The organism is Sediminibacterium sp. (assembly GCF_019264485.1).
Taxonomy (GTDB): Bacteria; Bacteroidota; Bacteroidia; order Chitinophagales; family Chitinophagaceae; genus Sediminibacterium.
On sequence record NZ_JAHVAA010000011.1, the window covers coordinates 127,521 to 152,126 of the forward strand.

At 40.5% G+C, this 24,606-nt stretch carries 16 protein-coding genes; 11 read left to right on the forward strand and 5 right to left on the reverse strand.

The window, feature by feature from the left end:
• The first annotated feature begins 47 nt into the window (after positions 1–47).
• The 3 genes from KXJ59_RS06795 (at position 48) to KXJ59_RS06805 (ending at position 4,895) form a co-directional block, all read left to right on the forward strand.
• Positions 48–2,846 carry a TonB-dependent receptor gene (locus KXJ59_RS06795; protein WP_295202395.1) on the forward strand — a complete coding sequence of 933 codons (2,799 nt, stop codon included), beginning with the start codon at positions 48–50 and terminating at the stop codon, positions 2,844–2,846.
• A gap of 157 nt (positions 2,847–3,003) precedes the next feature.
• Positions 3,004–4,362 carry a hypothetical protein gene (locus KXJ59_RS06800; RefSeq protein ID WP_295202397.1) on the forward strand — a complete coding sequence of 453 codons (1,359 nt, stop codon included), beginning with the start codon at positions 3,004–3,006 and terminating at the stop codon, positions 4,360–4,362.
• Positions 4,363–4,433: 71 nt separating this feature from the next.
• The gene (locus tag KXJ59_RS06805) at positions 4,434–4,895 is read left to right on the forward strand and encodes a hypothetical protein (RefSeq protein ID WP_295202399.1); all 462 of its coding nucleotides are present in this window, start codon (positions 4,434–4,436) and stop codon (positions 4,893–4,895) included.
• Between the two features lie 157 nt (positions 4,896–5,052).
• On the opposite strand, the gene KXJ59_RS06810 is transcribed toward KXJ59_RS06805, so the two are convergent.
• The 4 genes from KXJ59_RS06810 to KXJ59_RS06825 all read right to left on the reverse strand — a co-directional run bounded on the left by KXJ59_RS06810 (position 5,053) and on the right by KXJ59_RS06825 (position 9,750).
• Positions 5,053–5,331: a GIY-YIG nuclease family protein gene (locus tag KXJ59_RS06810; protein ID WP_295202401.1), complete on the reverse strand. Its 279-nt coding sequence runs from the start codon at positions 5,329–5,331 to the stop codon at positions 5,053–5,055.
• 594 nt (positions 5,332–5,925) lie between these two features.
• Positions 5,926–6,387 (reverse strand): DUF983 domain-containing protein, encoded by a 462-nt coding sequence (locus KXJ59_RS06815; RefSeq protein ID WP_295202403.1) that lies wholly within the window; start codon positions 6,385–6,387, stop codon positions 5,926–5,928.
• A gap of 223 nt (positions 6,388–6,610) precedes the next feature.
• Positions 6,611–7,888 (reverse strand): UDP-N-acetylmuramoyl-tripeptide--D-alanyl-D-alanine ligase, encoded by a 1,278-nt coding sequence (gene murF, locus KXJ59_RS06820; RefSeq protein ID WP_295202405.1) that lies wholly within the window; start codon positions 7,886–7,888, stop codon positions 6,611–6,613.
• A gap of 296 nt (positions 7,889–8,184) precedes the next feature.
• A complete protein-coding gene (locus KXJ59_RS06825) occupies positions 8,185–9,750 on the reverse strand; it encodes an SUMF1/EgtB/PvdO family nonheme iron enzyme (RefSeq protein ID WP_295202406.1) in 1,566 nt (521 codons plus the stop codon).
• A gap of 777 nt (positions 9,751–10,527) precedes the next feature.
• Here KXJ59_RS06825 and porU point away from each other — a divergent pair.
• Together porU and porV are read left to right on the forward strand one after the other, a co-directional pair.
• Positions 10,528–13,908, forward strand: a complete 3,381-nt coding sequence (porU, locus tag KXJ59_RS06830; protein WP_295202407.1) for a type IX secretion system sortase PorU — start codon at positions 10,528–10,530, stop codon at positions 13,906–13,908.
• A 177-nt stretch (positions 13,909–14,085) separates the two neighbouring features.
• The gene (porV, locus tag KXJ59_RS06835; protein WP_295202408.1) at positions 14,086–15,231 is read left to right on the forward strand and encodes a type IX secretion system outer membrane channel protein PorV; all 1,146 of its coding nucleotides are present in this window, start codon (positions 14,086–14,088) and stop codon (positions 15,229–15,231) included.
• Positions 15,232–15,334: 103 nt separating this feature from the next.
• Here porV and ispF read toward each other — a convergent pair whose 3' ends face one another.
• Positions 15,335–15,817 carry a 2-C-methyl-D-erythritol 2,4-cyclodiphosphate synthase gene (gene ispF, locus KXJ59_RS06840; RefSeq protein WP_295202409.1) on the reverse strand — a complete coding sequence of 161 codons (483 nt, stop codon included), beginning with the start codon at positions 15,815–15,817 and terminating at the stop codon, positions 15,335–15,337.
• Positions 15,818–16,004: 187 nt separating this feature from the next.
• Between ispF and KXJ59_RS06845 the strand changes: the two genes are divergently transcribed.
• From KXJ59_RS06845 to pseB, 6 genes are all read left to right on the forward strand, one after another.
• Positions 16,005–17,258, forward strand: a complete 1,254-nt coding sequence (locus KXJ59_RS06845) for a nucleotide sugar dehydrogenase (protein WP_295202411.1) — start codon at positions 16,005–16,007, stop codon at positions 17,256–17,258.
• A gap of 53 nt (positions 17,259–17,311) precedes the next feature.
• Positions 17,312–18,427 (forward strand): GDP-mannose 4,6-dehydratase, encoded by a 1,116-nt coding sequence (gene gmd, locus KXJ59_RS06850; RefSeq protein WP_295202413.1) that lies wholly within the window; start codon positions 17,312–17,314, stop codon positions 18,425–18,427.
• A 145-nt stretch (positions 18,428–18,572) separates the two neighbouring features.
• Complete coding sequence (locus KXJ59_RS06855; protein ID WP_295202414.1) at positions 18,573–19,526, forward strand: GDP-L-fucose synthase; 954 nt, start codon at positions 18,573–18,575, stop codon at positions 19,524–19,526.
• 372 nt (positions 19,527–19,898) lie between these two features.
• A complete protein-coding gene (locus KXJ59_RS06860) occupies positions 19,899–22,361 on the forward strand; it encodes an SLBB domain-containing protein (protein WP_295202415.1) in 2,463 nt (820 codons plus the stop codon).
• Positions 22,362–22,422: 61 nt separating this feature from the next.
• A complete protein-coding gene (locus tag KXJ59_RS06865; protein WP_295202417.1) occupies positions 22,423–23,544 on the forward strand; it encodes a hypothetical protein in 1,122 nt (373 codons plus the stop codon).
• A 61-nt stretch (positions 23,545–23,605) separates the two neighbouring features.
• Entirely contained in the window at positions 23,606–24,604 is a 999-nt protein-coding gene (gene pseB, locus KXJ59_RS06870; protein WP_295202418.1) for a UDP-N-acetylglucosamine 4,6-dehydratase (inverting), read from the forward strand.
• The last annotated feature ends 2 nt before the right edge of the window (positions 24,605–24,606 follow it).

Sequence of the window (24,606 nt, forward strand, 5' to 3'; positions counted from 1 at the left end):
ACATAGCGGTAACATTGCCGAAATACTTTTGCAGCAAAATAAACACTGTGAAATCTATTATTTCGACCCTGCTCGCTCTTTTCTCTTTTACTGCTGTATTCGCTCAAACCGGAACTTTAACCGGTAAAATAGCTTCTTCTTCTAATAATGAAGTGATTACCGGAGTTGCCATTTATAATGCAGCCAAGAAAATTTCACTTATTTCCGATGTGGAGGGCCGCTTCAGTATTCGCCTGGCGCCTGGTACCTATGAACTTACTTTCTCCATGACTGGTTTTAAAACAAAAACCATTAATGAGATCGTAATCGTTGCCGGTCAGACCAATGAACTGAATATCGTACTCACAGAACAGAAAAAAGAACTGGATGAAGTAGTGGTTACCGCTACTCCTGCCCGCAGAGAATCTGCATCTGCAGTATTAAGTCTGCAAAAGAATAATACCAGCGTATCTGATGGTATCTCTTCAGAATCCATCAAAAAATCTCCAGACCGTAACGTGGGTGAAGTATTGAAACGTGTTACAGGTACCAGTGTTCAGGATGATAAATATGTAATTGTAAGAGGATTAAATGACCGCTATAATGTGGCTACCATTAACGGCGCAGTAATGCCCAGCACCGAGCCCGACAGAAGAACCTTCTCTTTTGATATTGTGCCTTCTGATATGATTGATAATGTGTTGATCAATAAAACCGCTACGCCCGATATGCCCGGAGAATTCTCTGGTGGTATCGTTCAGGTTACTACAAAAGATATTCCTTTTAAGAATTCTTTCGGACTTGCGTTGTCAACTTCTTATAACAGCATTTCAACCGGAAAGGATTTTAATATTGGTCACAGAGGCGATATGGATTACCTCGGTTTTGATGACGGTTCCAGAAAATTCCCTTCTTCTTTTCCTTCAACCAACAGGTGGAGAACTTACGATATTGCGCAGAAAATTCAGGCTTCAAGGCTCATGTACAACACGTATGGTGATGACAGATCCACAGCCCTGCCATCATTGAATGGCCAGATTAATTTCGCCAGAAAATTCAGCAGTAAAAATGGTGGAACATTTGGTATGCTGGGCTCTTTAACTTACAGAAACTCCCAAACCATTCAGCTTACCGACAGGCAGCAATATGGTGATGCAACCAGTACCACCAACCTCTTATTTGATTATGCAGATACTTCTTATTCATTCAGTACCAGTGTGGGTGCTTTACTGAATATCGGATATAAAAAAGGGAAGAATAAAATTGTACTGAAGAACCTGTTTAACCGTGTGTTCGAAAACAGTAATACTATTCGCGAAGGATCGAACTTTAATGACCTGCAGTATATCAATAAAAACAGGATTGCCATTGCCATGGAAAAAACCATTTTCAGCTCTCAGTTAGAAGGAGAACATGCATTAGGTAAAACGAATGATAAACTGAAATGGAACCTGAACTTTGCTTTCACTAAAAAAGACCAGCCTGATTACCGTTCACAGCCTTATCAGAAAAATATCTCACAGGTGAACGACAAATCTATTCCTTATACCATTGCCTTAAGAAATACCTATCGTTTCTGGAGTGAGCTCGATGAGAATACCTTAGGTGGTAAACTTGACTACAGCAAGCAACTGAAATGGGGTAATACTACTTCTTCATTAAAAGCAGGTGTGTTGACGCAGTATAAGATCCGCGATTTTGGTGCCCGTGCTTTCCGTTATGAAGAAGCCAGCACTTCGAGCTTTAACTCGGCTTTATTGTCATTGCCTCCGGGTCAGGTATTTAACGATGGTAATATGTATGCCAATGGTTTTTACCTGAATGAAATTACCAACAATACCGACCGTTACGATGCTACTTCATTGCTTACAGGTTCTTACCTGATGCTGGATAATAAATTCAATGAAAAATGGAGACTGATCTGGGGTGTGCGCGCAGAAACATTTAACTATGAAGTAGAAACAGGTAACGTTTCCGGTACAAAAACCGTGATCAAAAAAGATTACCTCGATATCCTTCCTTCTGTTAACCTGATTTATAGCTTTAATACCAAATCAAATCTCCGTTTCTCTGCTTCAAGAACGGTATCAAGACCTGATTTCCGTGAAGTGGCCAATTTCTCTTATTTCGACTTTGTAAGAGCTGCCATCATTCGTGGTAACGGTGCGCTTGAGAGAAGCCAGAACACCAATATCGATCTGCGTTTCGAAACCTATCCACAGAGTGGTGAAATTATTTCTGCCTCTTTGTTCTTCAAACATTTCAGCAAGCCTATTGAGCAGCGTATGTCTGGTGAGTCATCTTTAGAATACCAGGTGATTACTTTCTTCAATCCTGAGAATGCCTATGCTTACGGTATTGAACTGGATCTTCGTAAGAAACTGTCATTCTTTGGTGATGGTAAATTCTGGAACAATACCACTTTCAGTGCCAATACATCGCTGATCAAATCTACCGTTGACCTGCCTGCTTCTACAAACCCTTATGATACTAAAAGACCTATGCAGGGTCAGTCGCCATATTTAGTGAACCTGAGCCTTACCTATGCGGATAATGAAGCCAACTGGAGCAGCACTGTATTGTTCAACAGAATTGGACAGCGTATTGAAACAGTGGGTGCATTTGGTATTCCCGATGTATATGAAAATGGAAGAAGTATTCTTGATTTCCAGTTAGCCAAGAAAGTGTTTAAAAAGAAAGGTGAAGTGAAAATTAATATGGCTAACCTGTTGAATACAAGACAGATTTTCTATAATAATGTGGAATCTAAAAAAGAGAACCGCGGATACAAGAGTCAGGACGACCGTATTCAGTGGAGCAACCTGTTTGGCGCCAGTTTCGGTGTAGGGTTCTCTTATACTTTTTAATACTGAACAATAGTTTTAGGTTGATAGATGTGGCCCTCCGAAACTTTCGGAGGGCTTTTTTTATTGCATTACCGTTGCGTGGTAACAATTAGTTAATCTTCCGGTAACATACCCATTACATTGTAGTGGTTGTTTTGCAGCATAAAAAATAACGAAAATGATACGTTCACTTTTAATTTCACGTCTTGCAATGGTAGCATTGGCTGCATTGACAATGACTGCTTGTAGTAAGAATGACGATGACGAGGAGATTATAGCTCCACCAGTAGATCCAAATGCTACTGTGTTGAAAGGTTCTTTAACTGAGAACAAAACACTCACTGCAGATAAGGTATGGACCCTAAAAGGGTATGTTTATGTACCTAACGGTATTACCCTAACTGTAGAGCCAGGAACAGTAATTAAAAGTGATAAAACAGAGAAAGGTGCACTTTGTGTTGAAAGAGGTGGTAAAATAGTAGCCAACGGTACTGCAGATAAACCAATCGTATTTACATCGGGTCAGGATGCAGGTGCAAGGGCTCCCGGCGACTGGGGGGGTATTGTTGTTTTAGGATTTGCTAAAACCAACCGTTCTTCTACTCCGGTAATTGAAGGTGGTTTGGATCGTCCATATGGCGGTACAAATGATGCAGATAATTCCGGTAGTATGAAATATGTACGTATTGAATATGCGGGTATTGCTGCTTTCCCCGGTTCTGAAATTAACGGTCTTACTTTAGGTGCCGTAGGTAGTGGTACAACACTGGAAAACATCCAGATTGTTTATGGTAATGATGATGCGTATGAATTCTTTGGTGGTACTGTAAATGCCAAATACCTGGTAGCTTACGGAACTGCGGATGATGATTTCGATTTCGACTTTGGTTATACTGGTAAAATTCAGTTTGCCGTGGCTTTACGCGACCCTGCATTCGTTGATAATGGCGATGCCGGTAATGGTATTGAAGCAGATAATGATGGCTCAGGAACAACAGCCGCTCCTTATACACGCCCGGTATTAAGTAATTTTACTTTTGTTGGACCCAATAATGCTACCGGAACGGCTGCCAACCATAACTATGGTAACAGATGGAGAAGAGCTGTTCGTTTTGTATTGCGTAACTCAATCATGATGGGATGGCAGAAAGGTGGTTTCTCTATTGAGTCTGATGGAACAGCAAATGACTACAGCGGTACAGGTGGTACTTCTGAATTTAAAAATAACCTGGTTCATGCTATTGCTGATCCATACAGGGTATCTGGTTTAACATCTGCCACTTTAACTGCTGCTGCAGTTAAAACCAAAGCAGAATCTGAAGGCTGTAAAACATATGCAACTGCTGCAGATATTAAATTAACTGCTCCATTTACACTCAATGCTCCTAATATGTTACCAGCTACCGGTTCAGATGCTTTAACAGGTTCAAGCTTTACTGGTCTGGATGCTTTCTTCACTTCTACAACTTATGTAGGTGCATTCGGTACTACCAACTGGCTGGCTACCTGGACAAGATTTCCTTCAAAAGGACAATAATCGCTTAGATTTATATTATAAAACCGCTTCAATACGAAGCGGTTTTTTTATTTCTTTGTAATAAAAATAATATGCGGTATTTAGTTTTAATAGGCTTACTGTTTTTTTTATTCTCCTGTGGTTCATCGGCTGATAAAAAATCAACGACTACCAGCGACACCCTCCTGTCAAATATTGATATGCACCGCTTACCAGAACTAAAAACAGTGGACAGTATCGATATGCATTTCTTTCCTGATATTAAGGACCAGAAAATATATACAAGACTTGGATTGAATGATTCCGCAGCGATTCAACTGTTTACGAGGGAAGAAATTAACCATGCTTTCATGGATAATGCAGCGTGCGAATATGATACCAAGTTTTTTTGTTTTTCCAGGGGAGAGATCGTCAAAACATTGTATGTGGCTGCTTTAAACGATAGCTGCCATTTTATTGGATTTATCAAGAGCGGAGGTATTGCTGTAAAAGCGCGCTTATCAGATTCAGCTGCTGCAATGATTAATGCATGGCGTAAGAAAGCTGTTCGATAACAGTAACCTAAAATCAATGAATAAAAAACGCCCGGTTTTTGATGCCGGGCGTTTTTATTGTAGTTATATACCTGTTCTGGTACATTTTTTTTGCTGCTGTTGATCGCCTGACACAGGTGTTCGGAAGAAAAATAATAATGTTCTATAAAAGGTCTTATTATAAAGTTTCCCACTTGGGATTTTTTGTATTTATAAGTGCATTTTTCTTACTTCGTTTCCACCCTTTAATTTCTTTTTCTCTTTTAATCGCCTCTTCAATACTGGTATAGAATTCATAGTAAATCAATTCATGAATATTATATTTAGCGGTATAGCTATTGTGATAAGTTTTCTGTTTATGCCGCCATATTCGTTGTGGCAGGTTTGATGTAACACCTACATATAACATCGTTTTAGAGGCATTGGTGAGAATGTAAACATAGCCAGGTTTGTACATGTAATAAGTTTATTACAAAATTACCTTCATTGACTACGAACAGGGCGTAGTTGGAAGCTGAGGCGTACCCTTCGTCGCAATTTCCGACTGAGAGTCGGAATGCTCCTCAGGGTGACGTATTATGGGAAGGGGAAGCAGCGGAGTTGATTGGCAAAGCCAATCAACTCCGCTGCTTTATTTCATTCGATCCCGTCATCCTGAGGAGCATTAATAACCGCAGGTTATTATTTGCGACGAAGGATATATAGTCTTATTTAGCTTGACTTTCTTCTGAACATTTGTTGATCGCATAGGCAACAAGTATCTTGGATCAATTTTTTTGGTTTTGTACTAAGAGTTATTAAACCTCTGTTTACTTTCTTTGTCTTGATATACACCATAGGCGGACAACCCGATTGCTCTCCCGACTATGTCAGGATTTGTTAGGCCAACGCGCAAAAACCCTTGCTTACTTTATATTATTGCTATGGGTGATAGGCATTTCTTTTCTGAGGCTGGAACTCAAACGGTCACAAGTAGCGATATGTAATTATATTACTTGATTGTCACTATTTAACGCTAATCAGGTGATGGTAGATAGAGATTGGGGGAGACTTACCAATTTTTCATCTGCTCAGGTACAATTCTTTCTGGTTTTTCTATTGGGTGCTCCTGCCAGTCGGGATCATATTTCACAAACCAGCTTAACCATAATGTGCGGGATAATCGCATGATCAGGGGCTGACAAATAAGTAATAAGGCGAAAGCAGTTCCCATCCAGTAAAAAATACGGTTATCATCGATGGAAAAAGTCATGCCGATCAGCACTTTCCAGGCAATAAATGTGGATACCAAAAAAGCGACAGACAATGCATAACTCACATACCCCGTACCATAATAAAAACCAACTTCAATTTCTGTAGGCTGACCACAAACAGGGCAGTGTTCATGCATATCTACATTGGTCTTGAATTTATAGGGCTCCTGACTCTTGAATATTCTTCCTTTCCTGCAGCGGGGGCAACGGTTATTAAACACACTCCACAGGTACCAACGCTTTTTATTGTTCTCCGGCATCTTTACATGATTTAATAATGCAAAGGTACGATTTAATGCTGGGGCAGGGGAGAGAGAAGGAAAACAAGGAACAAGAAGATCAAGAGACTAGGAAAACAAGAAACAAGAACAAATCAAGAGAATAGCAAGCCCCCCCGTGTAACTCTCCATAGGAGTCCTTTGGACTGTGTCTTACTCCGTTTCCTCTGTGGTTTAACCACAGAGGAAACGGAGTTTTAATCGTTTACGCAATAATCTTCTCCATCTGCATACTCCTTGATCCCTTGATCAATAAATGAGTAGTAGAAAATTTTTGTTGCTGATACCAGTTTGCAGCTTCGGTTGAATTTGAGAAATAGATGTAATTATGATTCACTTTACCGAAATCGCCACCAACCAATACTACTTTATGCCACGGATACTGGTTGATTAAATCAACCATCTGCTGGTGTTCATTTTTACTTTCTTCTCCCAACTCCATCATGCCACTCAGCATCAATACTTTATGTTGTGCAGTAAGTCTGGCAAAGTTTTCTATCGCGGCCCGCATACTCGTTGGATTGGCATTATACGCATCGAGTATAATATGATTACCCTCTTTCTCCACCATCTGCGATCTGCTGTTCGATGGTGCATATGATTCAATAGCTGTTTTTATCTTTTCATCTGGTACTTCAAATGCTTTACCAACAGCAATAGCACATAAAACATTGGGTAAATTATAGGCGCCTACCAGTTGTGTACTTACCTCCTGAAATGAGGTGCCTTTGGTCATGTGCACTTCGAGAAAGGGTTCACTGGCTGCAACTTCTCCGGTGATGTTGCCATTATGGGTGCCATAACCATATACTTTTTCTATACCCTTACTCATTGAATGCAGGTATTCGTAATCGTTAAACCGGAATATGGTTCCGTTATGTGCCCTTATATAATCATACAATTCGCCTTTACCTTTTCGCACACCTTCAATCCCCCCAAATCCTTCCAGGTGTGCTTTACCGCAATTGGTGATGATGCCATGTGTAGGGTCAGTATACACACAATATCCTTCAATTTCTTTCTGGTGATTAGCACCCATTTCAATAACAGCCATTTCAGCATCTGCAGGAATACTCAATAAGGTTAATGGTACACCAATATGATTATTGAGGTTACCCTGGGTGGTATATGTTTTAAAATGCGATGCTAATACAGTATACACAAGTTCTTTTGTAGTGGTCTTTCCGTTACTACCTGTAATGGCGATAAACGGAATCTTGAATTGCTGCCTGTGATAACCAGCTAATGCCTGTAATGTTTGTAGCACATCTTCCACAAGAATAAGTCTGTTATCATTCATGCCCACTGGTTCATCGATAACAGCATAAGCTGCACCTGCTTCGAGTGCTTTCACCGCAAACAGGTTCGCGTTGAAATTAGGTCCTTTCAATGCAAAGAAAATATCGCCTTCTTTTAGTTTCCTGGTATCGGTTTGAATAGAAGGATGCTGGAGATATAATTGATAAAGCGCTTCGATCGTCATAACTGCAAGATAAGGAGTGAATGGTGAATGAAGGAGAGAAGACCGAAAGTCCGGAGAAAATTTGAATACTTATAAGACCTCTGTGTAACGCTTTGCTTTACTCCGTTTCCTCTGTGGTTTAACCACGGAGTTTCACAGAGGAAGACACAGAGTTGCACGGAGGGTGTACTAAAGTCAAACTACCTGCTTGTAACTTGTAGCTTGAGGCTTGCAGCATCGTTGCGCTGTAAACAGCGCGCAACAAAAAAGCCACCTCCTTCCGAGAGATGGCTCTTTTTATATTTACCTTTTCCTTCTTATCGTTTATTTCTTCTGGGTGGGAAGAACTGACCCGTCTTCGCTTTATTTGAAATACCCTCTGCAGCACCATAATGACTCATGGCACAGCGGAAACCAAGTGTATTGGTACTCAGGTTCTCTTCCAGGAAGCGGCGGGCACCCGGACTTAACCAATAAGCCCTGTCGTTCCAGCTACCACCTTTAAATACCCTCGATTTATCGGAGATCAGGGTGGTTACACCATAACCATAGTTTACAAAGCTGGAAGAGTCGCCATCGAGGTAGTTGGTGGCATAAGAACGCTGGTAGTTTCTTCTGTTGCGTAAAGTTGAATCTTCTTCCAGTACGGTTTTAATACGTCCTTTATCATCACGCAGGTTACCCTGTCCGCCGGTCTGGTCTATTTTACGGAACTCATTACCACGGAAGAGATTGAAATCATCACCATCGAGTGAGTTCTGCGGACGGTATACATCGGCTACCCACTCATTTACGTTACCACTCATGTTATAGAGACCATATCCGTTGGGAATAAATGAACTTACTTCTGCAGGAATAGCAGCATTATCGTTCAGTCCGCCGGCCACACCCATATTATCACCCGCACCTCTTTTAAAGTTGGCTAAGAAAGCACCCTGGTAGGCACTTTTCTGGGTATAACGTACGTTATCGTAACCATTGTTTTTCCAGGAATAAATCTGTTTGTTGGCAATGAGTTCCTCACCACGCTTCGAACCTTTCGATTTGCGCTGTGGGTTCTCGGCAATATATCCATAAGCTGCATATTCCCATTCAGCTTCTGTTGGCAGGCGGTAATCGCCAAATAAAATACCATCTTCAAAAGTTACTTTGGTTCTCGGACGGCCATTGGCATCTTTCAATGGATTCTTATTCGATGTGGCTGTTCTGCCAGGAGTAGCCTGGTATTCATCCATCAAATAAGCTTTGGTATTGAAATTGTCTTGTCCCGAACCATTCAATTCTCTTTTAATCTGGTTTCTGGCGTCAAGATAACCTTTACCCATCAGGGTCAGTTCGTTTACACGGTCTGTTCTCCAGATACAGAAATCGGTGGCCTGTTTCCAGCTGATACCCACCACAGGGTAGTAGTTATAAGATGGGTGTCGGAAATAATATTCAACGTAAGGCTCATTATAAGCGAGCTCACTGCGCCATACAAGGGTATCGGGTTTGGCTTCTTCCACAATCGAATCCATACCGGCACCACCAAACACATTGGTTAACCAGTACAGGTATTCACGATAGTGAACATTGGCCACTTCCGTTTTATCGATGAAGAATGAGTTTACGGTAATACGACGTGGCACATTGTTCCAGTCGCCCATTACATCTTCCTGTGTTGCACCCATGGTGAATGTACCACCCTGAACAAATACAAGACCGGGAGCCGCTTTAATATCTTTTGGCTTTGCGACATTAAAATTACCCTGGTTCTTATCGTTGTAATTCCATCCGGTTACCGCAGATTTCTGTGGTTTCTTTTTGAAAATCTTACAGGACGACATAGCACCTGTCAACGTCAACAACAAGATCAGGTTCCGTGTTGTTTTCAATACTTGCATGAGATTCTCGTGTTTGTGGAGTATAGTTTTATCGCTATAGCCGTATTTAGTATATGCGAATATATAAGATTTCCATAAATACCCAATCGCTGCCCGCGATTCTATTGTTAGTAAAAGGCTAATTTTTAAGGAGTTAAAGACCGTAAAACGGGTGTTTTGTGTGATTTTGTAGGGGTGATTCGACAGAAAATAGAGGGAATACTTGACGTGAACGGTCAATGGTGAGTAGTCAATAGTGAGTAGTCAATAGTGAGTAGTGAGTTTCTGGGGGGGGAATAAGGTCCAAAGGTTCATAGAACTCCTTTGGAGACCCTTTTGGGCAACTTCGGAGTTAGGTATTGAGAATTCCTGCTTTAATGGTTGGTGAGGGTGACGGTGGAGATTGGATAGAACGCGGATTTTCATGATTATGCTGATCTGTCATGATAAATCAGCATAATCATGAAAATCTGTGTTCCATTTATACCGACTTGCTCCGCCGTTGTTGGTCGCCTGACCAGCAATGAGTTGTTTTAAGGGCTGATTTACCAGCGGGGGTAGCTTTCCGTTTACTTTTTTGTATAGACACCCTCCATAGGCGGACAAGTAAAGAAAATAGCACCCTTCGACGAGCTCAGGACTCAGGGTTGACGTTCATGCTTGCTCTCCCGACTTAGTTGTGATTTGTTAGGCCAGCGCACGGATATTGCGGTGAATAAATTAAACCTGTTTTGAATATCCAGCCCCGAAGTTCGATATTCGATATTGAATATTCATTATTCTACATTCATCATGTTCATGCGGAAGACGCTGGTACTATATTTTTTTCTCGGGTTTGCACTGGCGGGGCAGGCGCAGCGGCAATATGCGCCGACTTCGGTGCTGGCTTCGGGCAACTGGTATAAAATTGCCATTACAACTGAAGGCATTTATAAGGTTGACGGAGCTTTTCTTAGTTCGCTGGGTTTAGGATCCAATCTGCCTTCTGCTTCGATTAAGTTGTTTGGTAATGGAGGTGCTATGCTTGGAGAAAATGCCAATGCTCCCTACACAGATGACCTGATTGAAAATGCAATTGAAATATTTGATGGGGGAGATGGGGTGTTTAATGTAAACGACTATTTTCTCTTTTATGCACCAGGAACATCAAGATGGATAAAAGATAGTCTGCGACAAAGTTTTCGCTTCCAGAAAAACCTTTATAGTGATACCGCTTTTTATTTTATTACACTGGGTAACAATGGTAAACGAATAACTGAACAAATCAATTATACTAATGCACAAGTGGCCGTTACCACCTATGATGAACGACATGCGGTTGAAAATGATGTTACCAACCTTATTGCATCAGGTAAAGAATGGTATGGTGATGATTTTATAAGAGGACAAAACAGAACTTTCTTTTTAGACTGGTCCGGACTTGTGCTTACAGAACCGCTTAAAGTTCGGAGTTCTTTTGCATCACGAAATGTAAACGCAACAGCTAGTGTACAGATTTCGATCAATGGCATCAACGGACAAACACAGTCTTTTCCTTCCATTACCGGTACTTTTCTCGACCGATATGCAACCCACCAGGAACAGGAACAAACTATTGCATGGAATGGACAATCAAATCTGCGGATAAAAATCGATTATCAGTCTTCTGCTGAAAGTGCTATTGGTATGTTGAATAAACTGGAATTATTTGGAAGAAGCAGTTTTTTACCAAATACCCCGGCACCATTAAGTTTTCGCGACTGGCAATCCGTTGCTGTAAACCGTGTGGCTGCTTTTCAATTTCCTTATTCATTAACCGGCATGCGCATCTGGGAAATAACAGACCCCTCATCGGTTGTAATAATGCGGAATATTTCTTCCAGCGGTTTTGTTTTTTACAATGATGCCAGCAGGTTAAGAGAATATATTTCATTTATTCCAGCGCATATAAAAGTACCCGTTGCATTGGGGCGCTTTGATAACCAGAACCTGCATGGTTTAACGGTTCCGGAATACCTCATCATCACTCATCCATTATTCATGGATGCTGCGATGCAGTTAGCTAATTTTCACAGACAGCATTACAGACGAACAGTGCAGGTGGTTAACATAAAACAGGTTTACCATGAATTTGCCGGAGGAAATCCTGACCCTACGGCCATCCGCGATTTTATAAAAATGTTGTACGATAAAAAGAGTGGTTTAAAATATGTATTGCTCATGGGTAGTGGTTCTTATGATCCCAGAAACCGAATTCAAAACAATTATTCTTTTATTCCCACTTATCAAAGTGCCCAATCGCTCGATCCATTGTCAAGTTTTGTTTCCGACGATTTTTTTGCTATGCTCGATGATCAGGATGATATAAACCTTGGCAATGCATTACAAACCATCGATGTGGCCATCGGAAGAATACCGGCTCGCTCGGTGGCAGAAGCCAATAGAATGGTTGATAAAATCGTTTCCTATCACAATCCTTCCCGTTTTGGTGAATGGAGAAATAAACTGATTTTTCTTGCAGACGACAGAGACCTGAACCTGCACCTAAAAGATGCGGAAGCAGTAGCTGCCGCAACCGTAAATCCTGTTTTTCAGACACAGAAAATTTACCTCGATGCTTTTCCGCTTATTGGTGGCAGTGGTGGTAACAGGTACCCTGCTGTGAATGAAGCGGTGGTGAATGGAGTTAACAATGGTGCTTTAATATTTAACTATAGCGGTCATGGTAATCATGTGCGGCTGGCGGAAGAAGCAGTGTTAACGGTGGATGAAGTAAATCGTTTTCAGAATGCATCACGCCTGCCTTTGATTGTTACAGCCAGTTGCGATTTCTATCCTTTCGATGATCCTTCCAAAAATGCACTCGGCGCACAGGTATTAACAGGCGACAGCACCGGGGCCATCGCTTTATTAACTACCGGTCGTCTGGTATTTGCTTCCAGCAACCGCATCATCAATGAATATTTTATTGCTACGGCCCTGAAACCCGACCCGCAAACAGGTAAATACCTGAGTCTGGGTGAAGCGGTTCGGGTGGCTAAAAACTTATCTGTTACACAGGCAGGTGAAGTGTTGAATACCCGAAAATTTCTGTTATTGGGCGATCCTGCCATGCAGTTGGCTTTCCCGGAGAAAAAAATTAAAATAACCGGGATCGATGGGATGGCTGTTTCAGGGGCCGATACCCTGCGGGCTTCCATGAGTTATGAGTTGCAGGGCGATGTTCAGGATGAGGCCGGTAACCGGCTTACTGATTTTAAAGGAACGATGTCTGTAGTACTCTATGATAAAGCAAGAACGGTGCAGACTTTGGGCAATGACCCATCGAGTCAGGTAACGGGCTTTCAGCAGCAGTCGGCCATTTTATTTAAAGGGATATTTTCGGTAGATACGGGTCGTTTTCGTTTTCGCATCATCCTGCCTAAAGATGTTTCTTTTCAACCCGGAAGAGGACGATTGGTGTTGTATGCATTTAATAATACCACCGATGCCGCCGGGGCCGACACTGGCTTTATACTCCTGGGTAACAATAGCGTTCCGGCAGATAAAACGGGTCCGGCCATCCGTCTTTTTTTAAACGATACCTTATTCCGCAATGGGGGTATTACCCATGAATCACCGCTATTGATTGCTTATCTGTCAGACAGCTCCGGTATTAATACATCCGGCAATGGAATAGGTCACGATATCACACTCATCATCGACGACCTTGTAAGGGATATCAGGGTGTTGAACGACTGGTATTTGTCTGACCTGAATAGCTGGCGCTCGGGTAGTATCCGTTTCCGCTTACCCGTTCAGGGTCCCGGTATACACAGGTTGCTCTTGAAAGCCTGGGATGGCGCAAATAACTCCACCCAGGTTGGTTTGGATTATGTGGTGTACAGGCAGGACAGACTTTCCATCAGTAAAGTGATGAATTTCCCGAACCCTTTCCGCGACAGGACAAGGTTTTCATTTGAACATAACCAGCCCGATAAGGAACTCAGGGTGCAGGTATTGATTTATAGTTCGGATGGTAAACTGATAAAGCGGCTTTCCGGGCCTTACCAGACTTCAGGCACCAGAAATATTCAGGTTGAATGGGATGGAAGGGATGAATCGGGTAGGAAAATTCAAAAAGCTGTTTATATTTACCAAATAATCATTCAATCCGGCGATCAACGGTCTGTTCACGCCGGGCAACTTATTCTTCTTTAAATGTATCTGATGGTTTGATTTCTACGCTTTAGTTCATAGTTGATGGTCCATAGTCCATGGTTAGGCAATATTTATTGATTATGGACTATTGCCTATCGTTAAGAAAACACTTTCCTAACCATTGACTATGGACTATAAACCATGGACTTTTCTAAACCTTTTAAAATATATTGCTTCATGTTTCTAAGGCAAAAAAGAACCCTGACAGCCATCGCTGTTTTGTTATTATCGTATACCGGTTTTGCGCAAGACTCTATTAATATCGTTTCTACCGCAGTACCTTTTCTTCGTATTTCACCCGACGCCAGGGCCGGTGGTATGGGCGATGTAGCCATTGCTACTACTCCCGAAGCCAATGCGCCTTTCTGGAACCTCTCTAAAGTAATGTTTGCACCCAAACGTTCTGCCATTGCAGTAAACTATACACCCTGGTTAAAAGACCTTGGTCTCAACGATGTTTACCTCGCCAGTATGGCTGCCTATCATAAACTCGATGATGAACAGGCGGTTTCTTCCACCCTTCGTTTTTTTAGTCTGGGAAATATTCAGCTCACCGATTTCTCTGGTAATGTATTGAACTCAGTTCGTCCGAGTGAGTTTGCTTTCGATCTGGGTTATTCAAGAAAACTGAATGAAAAATTAAGTATCGGGGTGGCTTTACGATATATTAACTCGAGGTTAGTGGTAGGTGATGTAGGAACAGGGGTGGTATATAAAGCCGGTAATGCAGTAGCGGGTGATGTTTCACTCTACAATAACGGCCTGAATGAAGACGGGGAAGGATTGAGCTGGGGTGTGGTGCTATCGAACCTTGGCAGTAAAATTGGTTATACCAATGATGCCCGTAACAAAGATTATATACCTGCCAATCTCGGTATCGGTGTATCGTATACCAAAGTATTGGATGAAAACAACAAGATTAATTTTGCACTCGATATGAATAAACTGCTGGTACCTGCACCGCCGGTAGCCACCGGTAATTTCTCTACAGATAGTGCCAACCTCGTTAACTACAGAACAACAGGTGTGGTAAGTAGTTGGATGAAATCTTTTGGTGACGGAACCGGTTTTGGTAAATCACTACAGTTCTCCTTAGGCGCGGAATATGGATACAATAACCAGTTCTTTTTCCGCAGTGGTTATTTCTATGAAAACAAAAACAGGGGTAACCGCAAATACTTCAGCGTTGGTGCCGGCTTCCACCTCGATTTTATGGATATCAACTTCTCTTATTTAGTACCATCAGGAAGCGGTGTTACACGTAACCCTTTGTCGAATACGTTGAGACTTGGTGTGGTATTTAACCTTGAGCCTAAGGAGTAATTGAGTTGTTAAATGGAACGCAGATCATCATGATTTTTATGATCTATCATGATAAATCTTGAGGATCATGATAGATCAGTGTTCTATTTTAATAAACAACCGGTTAGTTATTTTTTTCTAAGAGACAAGCAGCGTGCGCCACTAACCCTTCCTTTCTTCCTACAAATCCCATTTTTTCAGTAGTAGTTGCTTTGATGGAAACATCTTTTATCGTGATACCCAGAATAGATGCGATTGTTTCCTGCATTTGAGGAACATAGGGTTTTATTTTGGGAGCTTCGAGACAGAGGGTGGAGTCTATATTGATGACTTTATAGCCTTCGGCTTCTATCAGTGCTTTTGTTTTTGCCAGCAGAATTTTACTGTCAATATCCTTGAACTCATTAGACGTATCGGGGAAGTGAACGCCGATATCGCCCAGCGCTGCTGCACCCAGAAGGGCATCGCAGATGGCATGGAGGAGTACGTCGGCATCGCTGTGTCCGAGTGCGCCTTTGTTGTGGGGTATTTTTATGCCACCAATAAAGAGATCGCGCCCTTCTACTAACTGGTGGTAATCTATGCCGTAACCGATGCGGATGTTCATGAGGTAAAGATAAGGGGATGACAGATGTTCGATGCCGGATTTCTGGCTTTTGCAATAGTATTCATCAAGTTTATTTACCAGACAAAATCAGATGGGTTACTAAAATACCTTTGATCTCAATGACAACAGGTCAAAGCCAATTTAAACCCCTCACAAGATTCTGTTTGATCAGTTATCTTTGGCGATTATGAATAAAGAGAAGGTGGGTATTATCGGATTGGGTTATGTAGGGCTACCACTGGCGGTGGCTTTTGCCAGACATTATCAGGTGACAGGCTTTGATATTGACTCACAAAGAGTAGAGGAATTAAAGCTGGGTTTTGACCGTACCCACGAATTGACAAAAGAAGCCATTAGCTCAGTTTCATCACTGTTGTTTACCGATCAGCAGGCTGACATCAGTAACTGTACTATTTATATCGTTACCGTTCCCACACCTTTAAACCCGGATAAAACACCGGACCTGCGTTTTTTAATCAATGCATCATCAATGATTGGCAGGGTATTGAAGAAAAATGATCTGGTTATCTATGAATCAACCGTGTATCCGGGTTGTACGGAGGAAGAATGTGTACCTGTTCTGGAAGAGTTTAGTTCTTTACAGTATAACCGGGATTTTTTTGTGGGTTATTCTCCGGAACGTATCAACCCGGGGGATCAGACAAGAAAGATTGAAGACATCAAAAAAATAGTATCTGGCTCTACCGCAGCAACTGCCATCAGGGTCCAGCAATTATATGATGCTGTTATTACTGCCGGCACCTATCTCGCCCCCTCCATTAAAGTAGCAGAAGCTGCCAAAGCCATTGAAAATGCGCAGCGTGATGTGAATATTTCTTTTATGAATGAACTGGCGTTAATGTTCGATAAAATGGGGATTGATACAGGTGATGTATTGGAAGCCGCTGCTACCAAATGGAATTTTCTTCCTTTCAGGCCCGGGCTGGTAGGGGGGCATTGTATTGGGGTTGATCCGCATTACTTAGTGCATAAAGCAAGGGCAGTGGGCTATGAGCCCAGGTTAATTGCGGCTGGCAGGGAAATTAATGATCAAATGGGGGTGTTTGTGGCGGAGAAAATGATTGCCGCTTTGGCTAAGAAAAAAAACGGTAACATAAAAGGCGCTAGAGTGTTGATTTTGGGGTTTAGTTTTAAGGAAAACTGTTCCGATACAAGAAATACAAAAGTGATCGATATTTATCAGACACTGAAAAAGGCAGGGGTGAATGTATTTGTTCAGGATCCATGGGTTGACCATTTGAATTATCTTGATGTTCAGTTTGTTGAAAAAACAAATGATCATCAGTGGGATGCTGTTTTATTAGCTATCAAACATGACATGTTCAAAAAAGCAGACTTTGAAGAATTAAAAAATAAAGGAGCTCTAATATTTGATACGCAGGGTATAATAGAAAAGAGATTTGTTGATTGGCGATTGTAGGAAACAGGGTATTTTTCAATAAAGCCGCTAAATTGCAGCATTAATTATTAGTCATGAAGAAGGCGCTGATAACAGGTATAACAGGACAGGATGGTGCATATCTGGCGGAATTCCTTTTAAAAAAGGGTTATGAAGTGCACGGTATTAAACGACGCAGTTCATTATTCAATACTGGCAGGATAGATCATTTTTATGAAGATCCTCATATCCCTAATAGGCATCTTTTTTTGCATTATGGTGATTTAACAGATGCTTCTAATCTGATACGTATCATTCAGGAAGTACAACCAGATGAAATTTATAATCTGGGCGCTATGAGCCATGTCAAAGTAAGTTTCGAAACACCTGAATACACAGGCAATGTGGATGGTCTGGGAACCCTCCGCATTCTTGAAGCTGTTCGATTATTAGGGCTTATTAACAAAACAAAAGTATACCAAGCTTCTACATCTGAATTGTATGGTCTGGTGCAGGAAGTACCACAAAAAGAAACGACCCCCTTTTACCCACGCTCACCCTATGGTGTAGCTAAGTTATATGGGTATTGGATTACAGTAAATTATCGCGAGGCTTATAATATGTACGCTTGTAATGGTATTCTGTTTAATCATGAATCCCCCACCCGAGGTGAAACCTTTGTAACCAGAAAGATTACCCGTGGGGTAGCTAAAATTGCATTAAACCTGCAAGACTGCCTCTATATCGGCAACCTTGATGCCCAGCGAGATTGGGGCCATGCCAAAGATTATGTAGAAGCCATGTGGCTCATGCTGCAGCAAGATAAACCCGAAGACTTCGTCATAGCTACTGGTGTTACCACTCGTATCCGTGACTTCATTAAAATGGCCTTCGCAGAAGCAGGGATCCAAATTGCCTTCGAAGGAACAGCCGAAAAAGAAGTCGGAGTAGTTGTATCAGTCATCTCACCTCAGGAAAGACCCGTAACCCAAGGTCAAATTGTAGTTCGTGTCGATTCCCAATACTATCGTCCAACAGAAGTTGACCTGTTAATAGGTGATGCTACAAAAGCCAGACAAAAACTAGGTTGGCAGCCCCAATACACATTAACAGAAATGGTAAAAGAAATGGTTGAAAATGATTTGCGTTTATTTGAGAAACAACAATTCTTGAAGAATAACGGATACGATATTCGGAATGAATTTGAATAAAAAGATACTCTGTTTTACTCCATATATTTACTATGTATAACTCTATGGTTTAAAAAAGGTTGAATAAATCAACCGAAGAGTTACACAGAGCTAGATATAGAGTTTTACAGAAGGAGCATTTTTGGATCAACTCAGAAGTTTATATATGAATAAAAATTCCAGAATATATGTAGCTGGTCATCGGGGAATGGCAGGTAGTGCCATTGTTCGAAAACTTGAATTGGAAGGTTATTCTAATCTCATTTTGCGCAATTCTGTGGAGTTGGATTTACGAAATCAGGTCGCTGTAAATGACTTTTTTGCGACTGAAAAACCAGAATACGTATTTCTTGCTGCTGCGAAAGTAGGAGGTATACAGGCGAATAATACATATAGGGCAGATTTTATATATGAAAACCTGATGATTGAAGCCAATGTTATTCATGCCTCATATAGGCATGAGGTGGAGAAATTATTGTTTTTGGGATCTTCCTGTATATATCCAAAGCTGGCGTTACAGCCTTTAAAGGAAAACTATTTGTTATCGGGCTACCTTGAACCAACTAATCAGCCATATGCAATTGCCAAGATTGCTGGTATTGAGTTGTGTGATGCTTACAGAAGGCAGTATGGCTGCAATTTTATTTCGGCAATGCCTACAAATTTGTATGGTCCCAATGATAACTATGATATAGAAAAATCGCATGTTCTGCCGGCTTTATTGAGAAAATTTATGACTGCAATAGAGCACAGAGCGGATGAAGTTGTTATTTGGGGTAGTGGCAAGCCTCTCCGCGATTTTTTGCATGTTGATGATATGGCTGCTGCATGTTTTTTTCTGATGCAACGAGTAAATATAATAGATATGCCTCCCCATGAACTTGCAATGTGGAATATTGGAACAGGTTTAGATATTAGCATTGCAGACCTGGCAACACTTATTGCTTATATCGTAGGCTTTAGGGGTAGCCTTCAATTCGATAATACTAAACCCGACGGTACCCCACGAAAGTTAATGGATGTATCGAAACTAAAAGAATTGGGGTGGCAAGCTTCTATCAATCTTGAGGTAGGAATTGCCGATGTTTTTAAAGAGTTAAAGCAAAATAAACCCTGGTAAGAGTAGAGGATTAGAAGTTGGCTTCATGTATCATTAAGGAGTCAATTCCTTCATTTTGTTTCTAACATCAAACTTTTGTCTCCCAACCATACTCGATTTTTTTTACCTAATAATTTTTCCCATACCTCCATCCCCTATATTTGCACACCTGAACCGAAATTTCTACCCCCCAATTTATCGGTTCTGTTACTTATTATGCTTTGATTGACTTAACATTGCATAGATTTTCGTGGTACGTTAAGAGATTTTTTTCCCTTGAAAAACGAATCAAATAGGGTACTCTATATAAGTATTTAATTTAAAGTATTTTGTCAAAACTGTGACTGAGATTGGCGAAGCCATGCATAAATCTTACTATTCTAATTTTTTCTTATGAAAATTAATCGATTATTACGCATTTTGATATGCTTCTTCCTTGTTATTTCAGCAGTGCAATTACAAGCACAGGATATTTTAAAGGGCAAAGATCTTAGTACACTTAAAGTAGATCAACTCACAGATGCAGATATTGCTAAATTAAAAGCACAACTAAGCAGCTCGAATGTTTCAATTGAACAGGCTGAACAAATGGCCTTAGCCAAGGGAATGAGCGCTGCTGAATTTGCAAAGTTAAAAGCAAGATTGGGTGGGCAAAGTGCAAATAATAGTTCAGTAACCGGAAAATTGAAATCGGGACAAAATAAAACCATCGAAAAACAAAATAACAGTTCGGATACGCTTGATACTGAAAAATACAACGAAAAGAAAGCCAGATCATTGATTAATCCTTTGATTTTCGGAGCTGAATTGTATACAACTATGTCACCGAGTTTTGAGCCTAATCTTAAATTAGCCACACCACTCAATTATATAATTGGCCCTGATGATGAGTTATTAGTAACGGTATATGGTATACAGGAATACACAGGTGAATTATTGGTGTCTGATGAAGGAAATATCAACATCCCCAATGTGGGTCAGATAAGAATAGCCGGATTAACAATTGAAGCAGCCACACAAAAATTAAAAACAGTAATGGGTAATTCGGTTTATCCTTTCCTGAAAAGTGGAGGTGCCAAATTATCCGTTACATTGAATAAAATCAGAAGCATTAAAGTTACCGTAATAGGGGCAAACAGACCGGCTAATTATACATTGTCATCATTAGCTACCGTCTTCAATGCATTGTATGTGGCAGGTGGTCCTAGTGAATTTGGCAGTTTCAGAGAAATTGAATTAGTGAGAAACAATAAGATTGAACGAAAGGTTGACCTCTATCGGATGCTATTAAAAGGAGACCAATCTGATAATGTGGGTCTTAAAGATAACGATATCATTCGGATACCTGCGTATAGGAAAAGAGTTGAATTGCAGGGTCAGGTAAAACGACCTGGTATTTTTGAAGTGTTACCTGGAGAAACTTTTCAGCAAATTCTGGAGTTTGCATCCGGGTTTACAGATACAGCATATACAGCCATTGTTAAAGCTTTCCAAAATAGTGACAGGGAAAGAAGAGTAAAAGACATTCTGGCAAAAGATTATGGTACATACCTGCCAGAATCAGGAGATGTATTTGTCGTTTCAAGGATATTAAATCGTTTTCAGAATAGGGTGAAAATAAATGGTGCTGTATCCAGACCGGATGTTTATGAATTGACTGACGGACTTACTGTAGGAGAATTGATACGAAAAGCCGATGGGTTGAAAGAAGATGCATATACTGGAAGAGCGCAAGTGATTAGGCTGCAAGAGGATTTGACTAAGTCAATATTGTCTTTCGATGTTCGTAAAGCTTTACAGGGGATCCAAGAACATAATTTATTACTGAAGCGGGAGGATGAAATTCTGATTAGTTCTATTTTGGATCTACGAGATTCTTTTAAAGTAACAATTCAGGGAGAGATTAGGTTCCCAGGTCAATATGACTATGTTGAAAATTTAACTCTTCGAGATATCATTTTGCAGGCAGGAGGATTTACAGATGCAGCTTATAGAAGTATTGAAATAGCAAGATTAATAAAACGAGATAGTATAGCAGCAACAGATAATAGGGCTAGTTCTATTATAAACGCGGAAATAGATGGTGATTTGAGTGTAAATGGATTCCCATCTGTTGTTATAATGCCTTATGATGTAATTACAGTTAGAAGGAAAGCGGGTTATGTGGTACCGGAATCGGTTATCGTAAGTGGTCAGGTACAATATCCGGGGCCCTATGCACTTAGTAACAGAAATGAGAGAGTAAGTGACCTCCTTAAAAGATCGGGTGGTTATACTCCAGATGCAAATCCGGCAGGTGCGTATATTAAACGCCGTTTTACGGATGAGGAAAAAAGAAAAAAAGATGCAGCAATTGCCATACAAAAAAGCATCAGCAATAGAGATACAGCTGCATTAAGAAACCTGGATGAACAAAAAAGGGCTGATTATATTCAGGTGCCACTCGATTTGAATGCTATTATGAATTCGCCCGGTTCCATTCAAGATCTGGTATTGAGAACAAATGACGAATTGGTCATCCCTAAGTTTGATGGGCAAGTTAAAATAAGCGGAGCTGTACTTTTAGAAGCTCAAATACCTTTCAAGGAAAAGATATCTCTTCGTGAATATATAAGTAGTGCCGGAGGATATAGCTCCGATGCTTGGAAGAAAAATACTTATATCGTATATGCTAATGGGAAAGCCGCCACATCTAAAAATTTCCTTTTTTTTAGATTTTATCCAAAGGTTTTACCAGGTAGTGAAATTGTGGTACCCAAAAAACCATTGAAGAAAGGATTGAATGCAGCTGAGATATTAGGCTTTACCACCGGACTAGCAAGTTTGGCTGCAATAGTAGTAACTGTAATTAAGTAAGTCATTGTGTTTTAGCATTACCAGGAAAATATCTTTTCGCAATTAGAATAATAAACAAAAAATGTCTAATACTGAAATTCGGAAAACAGAAGACGCAGATCTGACTTTAATGGATATTCTTAACTGGTTAAAAAAATGGTGGTTTTATTATATAACCAAATGGCTGATTATTGTAACATTAGGGTTAGTTGGTGGTTTAGCAGGGGTTCTTTATGCGATAAAACAGCAGCCTGAATATATAGCCAGATTAAGTTTTGCACTAGAAGAAGAAAAGAGCGGAGGTGGCCTTGGAGGAGCATTGGGATTAGCTAGTTCTCTTGGTTTTGATCTTGGAACTAATGCTGGTGGAGCATTCGCAGGAGCCAATTTAATAGAATTGATGAAAAGCCGGACGCTCGTCGAAAAAGCATTGCTCAACCCTATAACCGTTAATAATAAGGAAGAGTCATTGATTAGTTACTACATCAAGTTTAATAAACTCAATGCAGATTGGCATGAAAAACCTGAACTAAAAAGTATTGATTTTGCGCCGAATGCCGATCGGTCTAAGTTTAATTATTATCAGGATAGTATTCTTGGGGTGCTTTATTTAGAGTTGGCAGGTCCTGAAAAGCCGATTTATACTGTAGCACAAAAAGATAAAAAAGTAAGTATACTTACAATTGTTGTTAAGTCAACGAATGAACTGTTTGCAAAATCATTTACTGAAGCGATTGCTAAAGAAGTTTCTGCTTTTTACATCGAAACCAAAAGTAAAAAGGCTAAAAATAATGTGATGATACTTGAAAAACAAGTCGACAGCATTCGAAGTGAACTCAACTCAGCAATAACGGGTGTTGCAGTGGCCTCCGACAATACCTATAATCTGAATCCTGCTTTAAATATTAAACGAACACCTTCTACTAAACGTCAGGTTGATGTTCAGGCAAATACAGCAATACTCACCCAGTTGGTAGTGAATCTTGAAATGGCGAAAGTAACGTTGTTGAAGGAAACGCCTCTGATTCAAGTAATAGATAAGCCAATCTTGCCTCTGGAAAAGAAAAAACTTGGTAAAAAGAAAGCGCTAATCGTAGGCGGGCTGTTGGGAGGCTTTATTTCACTCTTCCTACTCATGCTCTGGAAAATATGGAAAGATTTTAAAAATAAAAAAAACGGATCTTCATATAGCTTGGCTGGTTGATACGTCATCAATTTTTCATAATTAATAAACACTTCTAAATAGCTTCTAAATTTTATTTTATATGCTAAAAAATGCATCGATTCTCATTACTGGCGGCACAGGTTCTTTCGGAAACACATTTGTTCCAATGACGCTAGAAAAATATAACCCACAACGGATAATTATTTATTCGCGTGACGAAATGAAACAGTGGGATATGTCGCAAAAATATGCGTCTGACCCGCGCGTAAAATTCGTGATTGGAGATGTTAGGGATAAAGACAGACTGGCTCGTGCCTTAGATGGAATCGATTTTGTTGTACATGCGGCTGCAACTAAAATTGTACCTACAGCCGAATACAATCCATTCGAATGTATCAAAACCAACATCAATGGTGCAATGAATCTCATTGATGCCTGTATCGACAGTAAGGTAAAACGTGTTGTGGCCTTGTCAACTGATAAAGCCAGTAATCCTATAAACTTATATGGTGCTACAAAATTGGCTTCTGATAAATTATTTGTAGCTGCAAACTCATATGCGGATACCCACCAGACAACATTTTCTGTGGTACGATATGGCAATGTAATGGGATCAAGGGGGTCTGTAATACCTTTCTTTTCATCTCTGATTGAGACAGGCGAATTACCCATTACTGATGAGCGAATGACAAGGTTTATGATAACATTGGAAGAAGGGGTGAAACTTGTGTGGAAAGCTTTTGATGATATGTATGGTGGCGAAATATATGTTAAAAAAATTCCTTCGATGACTATTGGCGATATTGCAAAAGCTGTTGCTCCCGACGCAAAACAACGCATCATTGGTATACGCCCAGGTGAAAAGATCCACGAACAGATGATTGGGTTTGAGGATGCTCCGCATACCTTTGAATATGATACCTATTACAAAATACTTCCAGCAATTCATTCATGGTCATCAGATCCATTACGCATCAATGGAGGTAAGAAAGTTAAAGATGATTTTATTTATACATCTGATAACAATACAGAATGGATGTCGGTGGAAGAACTGAGAGATTGGATTGCGCAGAATAAAACCAAAATAGGTCGGATCTAATC

Coding starts and splice junctions, on each gene's coding strand:
- ispF (WP_295202409.1), bottom strand. CDS start 15,817: ATGAACATCCGCATCGGTTACGGCATAGATTACCACCAGTTAGTAGAA.
- KXJ59_RS06810 (WP_295202401.1), bottom strand. CDS start 5,331: ATGTACAAACCTGGCTATGTTTACATTCTCACCAATGCCTCTAAAACG.
- porU (WP_295202407.1), top strand. CDS start 10,528: ATGCGGAAGACGCTGGTACTATATTTTTTTCTCGGGTTTGCACTGGCG.
- murF (WP_295202405.1), bottom strand. CDS start 7,888: ATGACGATCGAAGCGCTTTATCAATTATATCTCCAGCATCCTTCTATT.
- porV (WP_295202408.1), top strand. CDS start 14,086: ATGTTTCTAAGGCAAAAAAGAACCCTGACAGCCATCGCTGTTTTGTTA.
- KXJ59_RS06855 (WP_295202414.1), top strand. CDS start 18,573: ATGAATAAAAATTCCAGAATATATGTAGCTGGTCATCGGGGAATGGCA.
- KXJ59_RS06865 (WP_295202417.1), top strand. CDS start 22,423: ATGTCTAATACTGAAATTCGGAAAACAGAAGACGCAGATCTGACTTTA.
- KXJ59_RS06825 (WP_295202406.1), bottom strand. CDS start 9,750: ATGCAAGTATTGAAAACAACACGGAACCTGATCTTGTTGTTGACGTTG.
- KXJ59_RS06860 (WP_295202415.1), top strand. CDS start 19,899: ATGAAAATTAATCGATTATTACGCATTTTGATATGCTTCTTCCTTGTT.
- pseB (WP_295202418.1), top strand. CDS start 23,606: ATGCTAAAAAATGCATCGATTCTCATTACTGGCGGCACAGGTTCTTTC.
- KXJ59_RS06815 (WP_295202403.1), bottom strand. CDS start 6,387: ATGCCGGAGAACAATAAAAAGCGTTGGTACCTGTGGAGTGTGTTTAAT.
- KXJ59_RS06800 (WP_295202397.1), top strand. CDS start 3,004: ATGATACGTTCACTTTTAATTTCACGTCTTGCAATGGTAGCATTGGCT.
- KXJ59_RS06845 (WP_295202411.1), top strand. CDS start 16,005: ATGAATAAAGAGAAGGTGGGTATTATCGGATTGGGTTATGTAGGGCTA.
- KXJ59_RS06805 (WP_295202399.1), top strand. CDS start 4,434: ATGCGGTATTTAGTTTTAATAGGCTTACTGTTTTTTTTATTCTCCTGT.
- gmd (WP_295202413.1), top strand. CDS start 17,312: ATGAAGAAGGCGCTGATAACAGGTATAACAGGACAGGATGGTGCATAT.